The sequence below is a fragment of the uncultured Sphingomonas sp. genome, from assembly GCF_946477935.1.
Lineage (GTDB): Bacteria > Pseudomonadota > Alphaproteobacteria > Sphingomonadales > Sphingomonadaceae > Sphingomonas.
The window spans coordinates 1-11,913 of record NZ_CAMLAC010000106.1 but is presented as its reverse complement, the minus strand read 5'-3'; the positions used below and the strand labels follow the sequence as shown (position 1 = coordinate 11,913).

The following is an 11,913-nucleotide window of genomic DNA, read 5'->3' as shown; positions in this document are numbered from 1 at the left end:
CGCCAATTATCGCGGCTTCAACGCCAGTCTGTGGGGTCGATACCAGTCGGCGACGCGCGTGCGCAGCGTGGCGGCCGAGTCGGATCTGCGCTTTTCCGGACTGTTCGTCTTCAACATCGGCCTGTTGACCGAGATCGGCGTACTGGCGCCGGACCGTGCCTGGGCGAAGGGCATGACGCTGAACGTGCAGTTGGAGAATGTGACAAACCAGCGTCAGGATGTCCGGGACGGACTGGGTGCGACGCCGTACCGGTTTCAGCGGGCGTTCCTGGACCCGATCGGGCGGTCGGTGCAGATTTCGTTGCGCAAGCTCTTCTGACGGGATGACCCGGCCGCTCGATCTCTACTGGACGCGAACGGTCGCAGAAAGAGAGAGGGAGGGAGTGCTTTCGTGATTGCCTGCCGGCCATGCAAAAAGGGCGGCCCTTTGCAGGACCGCCCTTCGCGTAACGTAGATGCTGGAAACGCCGAACTTAGCGCTTCGAGAACTGGAAGCTACGACGTGCCTTGGCACGGCCATACTTCTTACGCTCGACGGCGCGGCTGTCGCGGGTCAGGAAGCCGGCGGCCTTGACGGGCGCGCGGAGGATCGGCTCGTACTTGGTCAGCGCCTGGCTGATGCCGTGCTTGACCGCGCCGGCCTGGCCCGAAAGGCCACCGCCCTTGACGGTGCAGATCACGTCATACTGGCCTTCGCGCTCGGCGACGCCGAACACCTGGTTGATGACGAGACGGAGCGACGGGCGCGCGAAATAGACTTCCTGATCGCGACCGTTGATCGTGATCTTGCCCGAACCCGGCTTCAGCCAGACGCGTGCAACGGCGTCCTTACGACGGCCGGTGGCATAGGCGCGGCCGAACTTGTCGAGCTCCTGCTCACGCAGGGGTGCGCGCTGCACGGGGGGCTCGTTGGCTTCACCGGCGAGGTACGATTCCGCGCTGGTGGCGGCGCCCGTGTCGGCGTCGGCAGCCGTGTCGCGCTGCTGGTTCAGTGCAGCGCCGAGATCGGCGAGGGACTGGCGGTTGTCGGACATTATGCGCCCACCTTGTTCTTGCGGTTCATGCCCGCGATGTCGAGGACCTCGGGGTTCTGCGCTTCGTGCGGATGCTCGGCGCCCTTGAAGATGCGCAGGTTACGCATCTGCTCGCGACCCAGCGGGCCGCGCGGGATCATGCGCTCCACAGCCTTTTCCAGAACGCGCTCGGGGAAGCGGCCTTCCAGAACCTTGGCGGCGGTCACGCCCTTGATGCCGCCGGCATAGCCGGTGTGCTTGTAATAGATCTTCTTGGCGGCCTTGTTGCCGGTAAAGCGGATCTTGTCGGCGTTGATGACGATAACATTGTCACCGCAATCGACGTGCGGGGTGAACGACGTCTTGTGCTTACCGCGCAGGACGTTGGCGATGATCGTGGCCGCGCGGCCGACCACCAGGTCGGTGGCGTCGACGATGTGCCACTTCTTTTCCACCTCATGCGGCTTGGCCGACTTGGTGGTCTTCATGAGCGCCTTCATGGGCGTTGGACCTTTCGGTTTGAAATGCAGCACGCCGCCCCCGGACAGGGAGCGGCGCGAACGGCAGGTCCAATGATCGAAGAGGCGGTTTAAGTCAAGCTTTCCGCGGGTTTCCTGACGGGTATCCAGATACCAATGACGATTTTCGAGGTGTACCCAGCCGGTGCGCCGCAGCCACCGTGGCGATCAGCAGCAAGGCCGCGTTCAACTGGTGCGCGACCGCCACGTCGATCTGCACGCCGGTGAGCAGCGTGGCGATACCCAGCGCGATCTGCACCCCGACTAGCGCGAGCACGACGGCGCCGGTACGCAGCGCGCCTTCGCGTGCCGCGCGCACCGCGATCCAGACGAGCCCCGCCGCCGCGACAAAGGCGAACCAGCGATGGATGAATTGGACGACCACCGGATTGTCGACAGCGTTGGCAAGCGCGGGAGATGCCATCGGCACGCCGTGCGGGAACCACGCATCGCCCATCAGCGGCCAACTGGCAAAGGCATAGCCCGCATCAAGGCCCGCGGTGAGCGCGCCATAGACGATCTGGACGAACAGCAGCCCGAGCACGATCGCCGAGCCGCGGGTCAGCCGGGCGGGGGCGGCAAGGGGCGAGCGGCGTAGCGCCATGAGGTCCATCGCGGTCCAGACGATCCCGGCAAGGATGATCAGTGCGGTAACGAGATGGATGGTCAGCCGGATGTGGCTGACATCGGTGCGCTCTACCAGGCCGGAGGCGACCATCCACCAGCCGATTGCCCCTTGCAGCCCACCCAGCGCGAGCAGCGCGACGAGGCGCGGCTTGTAGCCGGCCGGAACACGCTTGCGGATCCAGAACCACAGCAACGGCAGCGCGAAGGCCATGCCGATCACGCGGCCGAGCACACGGTGGAGATATTCCCAGAAAAAGATCGCCTTGAACCCGGCCAGCGTCATGTGCTGGTTGAAGGTCGTGTATTCGGGGATGCGCTTGTAATTGGTGAACTCCGCCTGCCACTGCGCATCGTTCAGCGGGGGCACGATGCCGGTTATCGGCTTCCATTCGGTGATCGACAGGCCGCTGTTGGTGAGGCGGGTGATGCCGCCGACGACGACCATCGCGACGATCAGTGCGGCGACACCGAACAGCCAGTAGGCGATGGAGCGAGGACGGGCGGTGGACATGAAGGCGGCACTGGGCTGGAGCATGGTGCCCGAACATAGGCCGATGGGCGATGGCGGGGAAGGGCCGTCGCACGGTGGGCTACCCCTCATTTTTTGGCGAATGTGATGTTGTAACCTTGCCTTGGCTATCCTAGATGCCGTTGCAAGATGATGACGGTGCAGTCCCGCCCCCATTGGTTCGCCTCGCTCGATCGCATCGCGATCGGCCTGTCCGGCCTGTGCGTCGTCCACTGCCTCGCCACCTCCGTTCTCCTGGCGCTGATGTCGGCGGCGGGCGGCATGTTCCTCCATCCGGCGGTGCATGAGGTCGGGCTGGTGCTGGCCATCATTCTGGGTGCGCTCGCGCTGGGGCGGGGGGCGTTGGCCCATGGCTATCTGATGCCCGCGGCGATGGGTGCGTTCGGGCTGGGGATCATGGCCGGGGCGATGAACCTGCCGCACGACGGATCGGGCGGCGAGGCGATGTGGACGATCATCGGGGTCGGCCTGCTCGCTTTCGGACATGATCTGAACCGCCGCGCCGAAGCCTGACGCTTGCCGGGCCGGAGCGGCACACCTAGGTAGGGCCCATGGCGCACGCGCATGATCATCACGAACCCCTTGGCGAAGACCTGTCGCGGGCCGCACAGGCGACCCTGGAGCGCGCCGGCGAGCAATGGACGACGATGCGCGCCAGCGTGTTTTCCGCGTTGGCAGGCTTTTCCAAGCCGGCAAGTGCCTATGACATCGCCGAATCGGTATCCAAGTCCGAAGGGCGCCGGGTCGCCGCCAACAGCGTGTACCGCATCCTCGACCTGTTCGTGGCCGCCAATCTGGCGCGCCGGGTGGAGAGTGCGAACGCCTATGTCGCCAACGCGCATCCCGATTGCCTGCACGACTGCATTTTCCTGGTGTGCGACTCGTGCGGGCAGACGACCCATCTGGATGACGATCATATCACCCGCGGCGTGCGCAGCGCGGCGGCCGCCGCCGGCTTCGCCGCCGAACGCCCCGTCATCGAGGTGCGTGGTCGCTGTGCGGCGTGCGGGAACAAGGCGGACGCCTGATCCGTCCTCCCGGCACTGTGGCCGGCACGTAGAATGTTGGCATGTTCGGTTACAATCGACACCACCGCTCCGCTGAGATAAGCCGCTCCGATGGCTGACCTTCCCGCTACCCCGTTGCTCGACACGGTGACGACCCCCGACGATCTGCGCACGCTGGCACCGGAACAGTTGCGCCAGTTGGCCGACGAGCTGCGCATCGAGACGATATCGGCGGTGGGGACGACCGGCGGGCATCTCGGCTCCGGCCTCGGCGTCGTCGAGCTGACGGTGGCGATCCATTACGTGTTCAACACGCCGCATGACCGGCTGGTCTGGGACGTCGGACACCAATGCTATCCACACAAGATCCTGACGGGGCGGCGTGATCGTATCCGCACGCTGCGCCAGGGCGGTGGCCTGTCCGGTTTCACCAAGCGGTCGGAAAGCGAATACGACCCGTTCGGGGCGGCGCACAGCTCGACCTCGATCTCGGCAGCGCTGGGCTTTGCGGTCGCCAACAAGCTGGCGGGCACGCCCGGCAAGGGCATTGCGGTGATCGGCGACGGCGCGATGTCGGCCGGCATGGCCTATGAGGCGATGAACAATGCCGAGCAGGCGGGCAACCGGCTGGTCGTCATCCTGAACGACAACGACATGTCGATCGCCCCCCCGGTCGGCGGGCTTTCGGCCTATCTGTCGCGCATCGTCTCCAGCCGCGAGTTTCTGGGCGTGCGCGAGACGCTCAAGCGGCTCGCCAAGAAGCTGCCGCGGCCCTTCCAGAACGCGGCGCGCAAGACCGACGAATTCGCCCGCGGCATGACGATGGGCGGTACGCTGTTCGAGGAACTGGGCTTCTATTATGTCGGTCCGATCGACGGTCATAATCTGGACCATCTGATCCCCGTCCTCGAAAATGTCCGCGATGCCGAGGAAGGGCCGATCCTGGTCCATGTCGTGACCAAGAAGGGCAAGGGCTATGCCCCGGCCGAGGCCGCGGCGGACAAGTATCACGGTGTCCAGAAGTTCGACGTGATCACCGGCACCCAGGCCAAGGCGCCGCCGGGACCGCCGGCCTATCAGAACGTCTTCGGTGCCGCGCTGGCCCGCGAAGCGGAGCATGACCCGAGAATCTGTGCGATCACTGCTGCCATGCCGTCGGGGACCGGGCTGGATGCGTTCGCGACCAACTATCCGGACCGTTTCTTCGATGTCGGCATCGCCGAGCAGCATGCCGTCACCTTCGCGGCCGGTCTCGCCGCGCAGGGAATGCGGCCGTTCTGTGCGATCTATTCCACCTTCCTGCAGCGCGCCTATGACCAGGTGGTGCATGACGTGGCGATCCAGAACCTGCCGGTGCGCTTCGCGATCGACCGCGCCGGGCTGGTGGGGGCGGACGGTGCGACCCATGCCGGATCGTTCGACGTCACCTATCTGGCGACGCTGCCCAACATGGTGGTGATGGCCGCCGCGGACGAGGCCGAGCTGGTCCACATGGTTCACACTTGCGTGCAGCATGATTCAGGACCGATCGCCGTGCGTTATCCGCGCGGCAACGGCACCGGCGTGGCGCTCCCCGAGACGCCCGAACTGCTGGAGATCGGCAAGGGACGCATGGTGCGCGAGGGCAAGAAGGTGGCGATCCTGTCGCTGGGCACGCGTCTGGGCGAGGCGCTGAAGGCGGCGGACCAGTTGGAGGCCAAGGGGCTGTCGACCTCGGTCGCCGATCTGCGTTTTGCCAAGCCGCTGGACGAGGCGTTGATCCGTCGTCTGCTGACGACGCACGAAGTGGCGGTGACGATCGAGGAAGGCGCGATCGGAGGACTGGGCGCGCATGTGCTGACGCTGGCGTCCGACGAGGGGCTGACCGATGCCGGGCTGAAGATCCGCACGATGCGCCTGCCGGATATCTTCCAGGATCAGGATTCGCCCCAGGTGCAATATGCCGAGGCGGGGCTGGATGCAGAGCATCTGGTCCAGACCGTGCTGACCGCCTTGCGTCATAACAGCGCGGGGGTGACGGAGGGCGCGCGCGCATGACCGGTTGGCGCGCCGTCATCATCCTGACCGCGTTGATGCTGGTCGTGTTGATCGGCGTGAACGTGCGGCTGTGGCGGCGGATGAACGCCGCAGTACGCAAAGGTCGCGAGGCGGAAAGTCAGGCGCCTCGCGATTGATCGTCAATGACCGAGATAGTGGCTCTGCGCGGCCGCGGTCGCGTTGACCGCCAGGATCGACCGCGCATCGCTCGGGTGACGGGCATGGCCGCGTCCATCGCTGCTCGCCTGGATCACCCGGTCTAACAGCGCCTGTCCCTCGGTCCACCAACCAAGGCCGCTGGCGGCGTTGATGTGCCCCTGATCACCGGCATCGACAAAATGGCTGCCCCAGTTGACCGCTAGGCTGTGCGCGCGCTCGATCCCGATCCATGGATCGTCGCGGCTGGCGACCAGGATCGAAGGAAACGGCAGGGGCGTCAGCGGACTGGGCGCGAAACCCTTCAAGGCGTCAGGCGCATCTGAACGGTCGACATCGGCGGGTGCCACCAGCAGTGCGCCGGCCACTGGCCAGCCATAGGGTTGCGGCGACAATTCCGCCCACCACGCCACCGCCAGACATCCCAGCGAGTGCGCGGCCAGGATGACAGGTGCCTGCGCGCGCCGGATCGCCTCGTCCAGCTTGGTCACCCAGGCATTGCGGTGCGGCGCGTTCCACATGCCAAGCTCGACGCGAACAGTGTCGGGCCGCGCCTCTTCCCACAAACTTTGCCAGTGCGAGCGACCCGAACCGCCAAGGCCCGGCACGGTCAGGATGGTCGGCTGCGCGGCGTCGAACGGTGCGAACGAACCCATCGTGCATCTCCTGCGCTTTCGTGAGGGAAGCCCCCGAAAGTCGATGCCGCCAACATATTCCTACTAATCCGATAGGCAATGGATGGTGCGACCGGTGGATGGCGGGTTGCGACGGGCTGCGCAGGGTGCAACAGGCGTACCATGGCGAAGAAAAGGGTGGATCAGTTGCTCGTCGATCGCGGACTGGCCGAGTCGCGGGCACGCGCGCAGGCGCTGGTCATGGCCGGGCTGGTCTTTGCCGGCGAGGTGAAGATCGCCAAACCGGGCCAGGCGCTGGCCGATGACGTGGCCCTTGACGTGCGCGGTCGCGATCACCCCTGGGTGTCGCGTGGCGGGATCAAGCTGGCGCATGGGCTGGATCATTTCGACTGGGACGTTACCGGCGCGGTGGCGATCGACGTCGGATCGTCCACCGGCGGCTTCACCGATGTGCTACTGACCCGCGGTGCGGCGCGCGTCTATGCCGTGGACAGCGGCACGAACCAGCTTGCCTGGAAGCTGCGCCAGGACGAGCGGGTCATCGTCCATGAGCAGACCAGCGCGCGAATCCTGACCGAACAGCATATCCCCGAAGCGGTCGACCTGATCGTCTGCGATGCCAGCTTCATCGGCTTGGCCAAGGTGCTGGAGCGACCGATGACCTTTGCCGCACCGGGTGCCCGCCTGCTGGCGCTGATCAAGCCGCAATTCGAGGCCGGGCGTGAGGAGGTGGGCAAGGGCGGTGTCGTTCGTGACCCGGCCGTCCACGTGCGGGTCTGCGATGCGGTGGTGGCCTGGCTGAGCGAAGCGGGGTGGAATGTTGCCGGCGTCACGCCCAGCCCGATTACCGGCCCGGAAGGCAATGTGGAATTTTTGGTCGCTGCGTCCCGGAATTGAACCACTTACGCAATGATATGCCTGCCGGCTGCAACGAAACTTTGCCATTGGCACTTTACCAGTATGGCGTGACGCGCCACACCGGCACAGGTCATAGCGAATGAGGCACGAGTGGGCGCAATTGCTTCCAAGGGTCAGCTGCGGATGTCCTTCCTGCGGTGGGCGATCGTCACCGTACCCGGGGTGTTGCTGCTCGGCTTCGCATCGGGGCGATCGGTGCCCTCGGGCAGCGAGAATGGCTGGTATGTCGCGCTGACCAAACCGGCGTTGACCCCGCCGGGTTGGGTGTTTCCCGTCGCCTGGACCACCCTGTACATCCTGCTCGGCCTGGCGCTGGCGATCGTGCTGAACGCGCGCGGGGCGAAGGGGCGCGGCGTCGCGGTCGGCCTGTTCGCGGTGCAACTGGCGCTGAACCTTGCCTGGACGCCGACCTTTTTCGGGGCGCACCGGATCACGCTAGCGTTCGTGATCATCGTGGCGATGCTGCTGGTGTCGATCGCCACCACCTTCGCCTTTGCGCGCATCCGGCGCGGCGCGGCATGGCTGATGCTGCCCTATCTGGTGTGGATCAGCTTTGCCGGCGTGCTGACCTGGAGCATCGGACGACTGAACCCCAATGCGGACACTCTTGTGCCGGGCGCCCGCACCTCCCAAATGCTGTGAAATTTAGCGGGGTATTTGTGATGCAGTCCGACAACCGGATTTTTGACGATTTCGCCAAGATCGTAAACGGCTTTGCCGGTACCGTCGCTGGCATGGGCCGCGAGGCCGAATCGAGCGCACGGACGCGGGCGCGCGAGTGGATCGGCGGTCTGGATTTCGTCTCGCGCGAAGAGTTCGAGGCGGTGAAGGCGATGGCGGTGGCCGCGCGGGACGAGGCTGAAGCGCTGCGCGCCCGGCTGGACGCGCTCGAGGCGGGGCAGGGCACGATCGCGGGCACGCAAAAGGATCCCGCGAGCAGGACGGAAACCGCGGCAGAGGCGGCCGCACCGGAGATCATCCTCTGATCTATCCACAGCTTTCCCGGCAGGTGGGCTTCACAGGCCGATGCCGGGCTTGCGATACGGCGTCGGCGCGGGCACGCTGCCCGCGTCACGATCCGTTCGCAGGATGACCTACATGCTCGAACACGCCGACCACGATACCGAAGATGCCGCCCCCATCGACATGCTGGAGGCGTATTACGCCGCGCATGGCTGGGACCATGAACGCCATGAAGACGAGGTGATCGCCACCGTCAAGGGCAGTTGGACCACCTATGAGCTTCGTGCCCTGTGGCGCGAGGACGACAGCGTCCTGCAGTTCCTGGCATTTCCCGACATCAAGGTGACCGATGACCGGCGGGCTGGCGTGTATGAGGCGCTGGCCCTGGTCAACGAGCAGCTATGGGTCGGCCATTTCGAACTCTGGTCGTCGAGCGGTATCCTGCTCTACCGCCATGCCGCGATGATCGATGGCGGTGATGACGGCACCATCTCGCTCGCCGCCGCCGAGTTGCTGGTGGAATCGGCGATCGAAGAGTGCGAGCGCTTCTATCCGGTGTTCCAGTTCGTGCTGTGGGGTGGGAAGAGCGCCAAGGAGGCGTTGGCCGCCGCGCTGATCGAGACGCAGGGCGAAGCATAAGGTGGCGTTTCCGGACGGGCCGCTTTGGCTGATCGGGTGCGGCAATATGGGCGGCGCGATGTTGCGCGGCTGGCTTGCCGCCGGGCTGGATCCCGCGCGCGTTACCGTCATCACCCGCAGCGGCAGAGGCGCGCCGGAGGGTGTGCGCTCGCTGACCGCCCTGCCGGTGGACGAGACGCCGGCTACGCTGATGCTGGGGTTCAAGCCGCAACAGATCGATGAGGTCGCGCCGGGCCTCGCGGGGCTGCGTCCACGACTGTTGCTGTCTATCCTCGCCGGGGTCGAGGTGGCGGCGCTCGGTGATCGCTTCGCCGCCGATGCGATCGTGCGGCTGATGCCGAACCTGCCGGTGGCGATCGGGCAGGGGGTGACGGCGCTGCATACACCATCCGACGATGCCGATGTGCGCGACGCGGCGGAAGCCTTCGCCGCGCCGCTCGGCCATGTCGAATGGGTCGAGGATGAAGGGCGTTTCGATTCGGTGACGGCGCTTGCCGGTTGTGGGCCCGGTTTCGTGTTCCGCTATATCGACGCCATGGCGCAGGCGGGTATGGTGCTCGGTCTGGATGCCGATCAGGCGCGGCGGCTGGCGATCGCCACCGTGGCCGGGGCAAGCGCGATGGCCGCGGGTGCCGACGTGTCACCCGCGACGTTGGCCGACCGGGTGGCCAGCCCCGGTGGCTCCACCCGGCAGGGCCTGAACGTTCTGGACGAGGGCGACGCGCTCGTCCGCCTGATGACCGATACGCTGGCCGCATCGGACCGGCGCAATCGCGAAATGGCGGCTGCCGCGCGGCGCTGAGGTTGGCCACGTGCCGGACGGCATCTTGCCAGCGGCGGCGCCTGCCCGCACACAGCCGGCCATGTCGCCGATCATCGAAACCGCGCCCGCCAAGATCAACCTGGCGCTGCATGTCCGTCATCGCCGGGCGGACGGCTATCACGAACTGGAAACGCTGTTCGCCTTTGCCGAGGATGGCGACCGTATCACGGTGGTGGTTTCGGATGCTCCTGTGTTCACGATCACCGGCCCGTTCGCAGCGGAACTGGATGCGTGCGGCGACAATCTCGTCACCCGTGCCGCCGCTGCCTTTGGCCGACATTTCGGCATCGCGGCGCATCACACGATCACGCTGCACAAGGCGCTGCCGATCGCGTCGGGCATCGGTGGGGGGTCGGCGGATGCCGCGGCGACCCTGCGAGCCCTGGCGCGGCTCCACGGCATCGCGCCTGATCATCCCGACCTGTTCGGCATTGCCGCGGGTCTGGGCGCGGATGTGCCCGCCTGTCTGCTCGGCCGTACCGCACTCGGGCGGGGCAAGGGGGATGCGCTGAAGGCAATCGGGGGGATGCCGGGGCGTCCGCTGCTCCTCGTCAATCCTGGCGTGGGGGTATCGACGGCTGCGGTCTTCGCGCGCTGGGACGGCGTGGATCGCGGCGCGATCGCGGAGGGTGATCTGCTGACGCGCGCTGTGGCGGGGCGCAACGATCTGGAGGCGCCCGCCCGTGCGCTGGCACCGGCGATCGACGCGGTGCTCGCGCTGCTCGCCGCCGCGCCCGGCGCCGTGCTGTCGCGCATGTCGGGGTCAGGCGCGACCTGCTTCGCGCTGTTCGATGATGTCGCCGCCCGCCGCGAAGCGGCGCTGGCTGCCGCCGCGCAAGGATGGTGGGTGCTGGAAACGCGGCTGGGCGCTTAGGCCGGACGGAAGGTCATCGCCACGCCGTTCATGCAATAGCGCTTGCCCGTTGGTTTGGGGCCGTCATCGAAGACATGGCCCAGATGGCCGCCGCAGCGGCTGCAATGCACCTCCGTACGCGGCATCATCATCGTCCGATCGGTGCGTGTGCCGATCGCGCCGCGCAGGGGCGCCCAGAAGCTTGGCCAGCCGGTGCCGCTCTCGAACTTGGTGCGCGATGCGAACAGCGGTTGCGCGCAGCCGCGACAGGCGAAGGTGCCGGTGCGGTGCTCGTCGTTCAGCGGGCTGGTGAAGGGGCGTTCGGTCGCCTCACGGCGCAGCACGTCATAGGCCGGGCCGGGTAGCAGGCGGCGCCATTCGGCATCGCTGTGCATGACCGGGAAGCGTTCGGCGGCGCGCGCCTCGCGACCGCAACCCCATAGCGCAATGGTGGCGACGCCGAGCGACAGGACGGAGCGGCGATCGGGATCGAATGGCATGCACGCAAGATGGGATCGCCCCAACTTGCGTGCAATATCGCCTCAAAGCGTCGCGGCGAGCGCCTTCAGATCTACCTGCGGGCGGGCGCCGTAATGGCTGATGATCTCTGCCGCGCACGCCGCACCCAGCGTCAGCGACGCGGTCAGGTCACGCCCCTGCGCCTGTGCGTGGAGGAAGCCGGCGGCGAACAGATCGCCCGCGCCGGTGGTGTCCACCACCTGCTCCACGGGCTGCGCCGGCACCGCATAGCGCTCGCCGCTCTGTACCGCGCACGCACCGCGCTCCGCCAGGGTAACCACCACCGTCTCGACCTTGCCCTGCACGGCCGCGATCGCCGCATCGACGTCGGTGGTTTCGGTCAACGCCATGATCTCGGCTTCGTTGGCGAACAGGACGTCGATCATCCCGCCATCGAACAGGCTATGGAAATCGGCACGGTGACGCTCGATCACGAACTCGGCCGAGGCGGTGAAGGCGATCTTGCGGCCGGCCTCGCGCGCGACCGCGATCGCGGCACGCATTGCGGCGCGGGGTTCTTCGGGGTCCCAGAGGTAGCCTTCGATGTAGAGGTAGGCGGCGTCGGCGATGAGGGCGCGGTCGAGCGCGTCGGCGGGGAGGTAATGCGAGGCGCCCAGGAAGGTGTTCATGGTGCGCTGGCCGTCGGGGGTGACGAGGATGAGGCAGCGGCCGGTGG

General features: G+C 66.6%; 16 protein-coding genes and 1 pseudogene. 11 read left to right on the top strand and 6 right to left on the bottom strand.

Annotated features, from left to right (window positions below; genetic code table 11):
• Positions 1-319, top strand: a pseudogene (locus Q0U08_RS12130) (TonB-dependent receptor); the annotation flags it as partial.
• A gap of 154 nt (positions 320-473) precedes the next feature.
• On the opposite strand, the gene rpsI reads toward Q0U08_RS12130, so the two are convergent.
• From rpsI to Q0U08_RS12115, 3 genes are all read right to left on the bottom strand, one after another.
• Positions 474-1,034 (bottom strand): 30S ribosomal protein S9, encoded by a 561-nt coding sequence (gene rpsI / locus Q0U08_RS12125; RefSeq protein WP_298091665.1) that lies wholly within the window; start codon positions 1,032-1,034, stop codon positions 474-476.
• Positions 1,034-1,513, bottom strand: coding sequence for a 50S ribosomal protein L13 (gene rplM / locus Q0U08_RS12120; protein WP_112380991.1), 480 nt, complete (start codon positions 1,511-1,513; stop codon positions 1,034-1,036). The genes rpsI and rplM overlap by 1 nt, the downstream gene beginning before the upstream one ends.
• Before the next feature lie 94 nt (positions 1,514-1,607).
• Positions 1,608-2,693 (bottom strand): COX15/CtaA family protein, encoded by a 1,086-nt coding sequence (locus Q0U08_RS12115; protein ID WP_298091664.1) that lies wholly within the window; start codon positions 2,691-2,693, stop codon positions 1,608-1,610.
• A gap of 126 nt (positions 2,694-2,819) precedes the next feature.
• Here Q0U08_RS12115 and Q0U08_RS12110 point away from each other — a divergent pair, with 126 nt between their 5' ends.
• From Q0U08_RS12110 to Q0U08_RS12095, 4 genes are all read left to right on the top strand, one after another.
• Positions 2,820-3,200, top strand: a complete 381-nt coding sequence (locus Q0U08_RS12110; protein ID WP_298091666.1) for a MerC domain-containing protein — start codon at positions 2,820-2,822, stop codon at positions 3,198-3,200.
• A gap of 38 nt (positions 3,201-3,238) precedes the next feature.
• Positions 3,239-3,715 carry a Fur family transcriptional regulator gene (locus Q0U08_RS12105; RefSeq protein ID WP_298091663.1) on the top strand — a complete coding sequence of 159 codons (477 nt, stop codon included), beginning with the start codon at positions 3,239-3,241 and terminating at the stop codon, positions 3,713-3,715.
• 90 nt (positions 3,716-3,805) lie between these two features.
• Positions 3,806-5,731: a 1-deoxy-D-xylulose-5-phosphate synthase gene (dxs, locus tag Q0U08_RS12100; RefSeq protein ID WP_298091662.1), complete on the top strand. Its 1,926-nt coding sequence runs from the start codon at positions 3,806-3,808 to the stop codon at positions 5,729-5,731.
• The gene (locus Q0U08_RS12095; protein WP_298091661.1) at positions 5,728-5,868 is read left to right on the top strand and encodes a hypothetical protein; all 141 of its coding nucleotides are present in this window, start codon (positions 5,728-5,730) and stop codon (positions 5,866-5,868) included. The genes dxs and Q0U08_RS12095 overlap by 4 nt, the downstream gene beginning before the upstream one ends.
• A gap of 3 nt (positions 5,869-5,871) precedes the next feature.
• Here the strand turns inward: Q0U08_RS12095 and Q0U08_RS12090 are convergent, their stop codons facing one another.
• On the bottom strand, positions 5,872-6,543 hold the full coding sequence (locus Q0U08_RS12090; protein WP_298091660.1) for an alpha/beta hydrolase: 672 nt from the start codon (positions 6,541-6,543) through the stop codon (positions 5,872-5,874).
• A gap of 141 nt (positions 6,544-6,684) precedes the next feature.
• Between Q0U08_RS12090 and Q0U08_RS12085 the strand changes: the two genes are divergently transcribed.
• The 6 genes from Q0U08_RS12085 to Q0U08_RS12060 all read left to right on the top strand — a co-directional run bounded on the left by Q0U08_RS12085 (position 6,685) and on the right by Q0U08_RS12060 (position 10,739).
• Positions 6,685-7,419, top strand: a complete 735-nt coding sequence (locus tag Q0U08_RS12085) for a TlyA family RNA methyltransferase (protein ID WP_298091659.1) — start codon at positions 6,685-6,687, stop codon at positions 7,417-7,419.
• Between the two features lie 144 nt (positions 7,420-7,563).
• Positions 7,564-8,082, top strand: a complete 519-nt coding sequence (locus tag Q0U08_RS12080; protein ID WP_298091658.1) for a TspO/MBR family protein — start codon at positions 7,564-7,566, stop codon at positions 8,080-8,082.
• Between the two features lie 20 nt (positions 8,083-8,102).
• A complete protein-coding gene (locus Q0U08_RS12075; protein WP_298091657.1) occupies positions 8,103-8,426 on the top strand; it encodes an accessory factor UbiK family protein in 324 nt (107 codons plus the stop codon).
• A gap of 112 nt (positions 8,427-8,538) precedes the next feature.
• On the top strand, positions 8,539-9,042 hold the full coding sequence (locus tag Q0U08_RS12070; protein ID WP_112381712.1) for a YbjN domain-containing protein: 504 nt from the start codon (positions 8,539-8,541) through the stop codon (positions 9,040-9,042).
• A 1-nt stretch (position 9,043) separates the two neighbouring features.
• Complete coding sequence (locus Q0U08_RS12065) at positions 9,044-9,844, top strand: pyrroline-5-carboxylate reductase (protein WP_298091656.1); 801 nt, start codon at positions 9,044-9,046, stop codon at positions 9,842-9,844.
• Positions 9,845-9,905: 61 nt separating this feature from the next.
• On the top strand, positions 9,906-10,739 hold the full coding sequence (locus Q0U08_RS12060) for a 4-(cytidine 5'-diphospho)-2-C-methyl-D-erythritol kinase (protein WP_298091655.1): 834 nt from the start codon (positions 9,906-9,908) through the stop codon (positions 10,737-10,739).
• On the opposite strand, the gene msrB is transcribed toward Q0U08_RS12060, so the two are convergent.
• Entirely contained in the window at positions 10,736-11,218 is a 483-nt protein-coding gene (msrB, locus tag Q0U08_RS12055; RefSeq protein ID WP_298091654.1) for a peptide-methionine (R)-S-oxide reductase MsrB, read from the bottom strand. The genes Q0U08_RS12060 and msrB overlap by 4 nt on opposite strands.
• A gap of 42 nt (positions 11,219-11,260) precedes the next feature.
• On the bottom strand, positions 11,261-11,913 hold a 653-nt coding region (locus Q0U08_RS12050; protein ID WP_298091653.1), incomplete at its 5' end, for an adenosine kinase.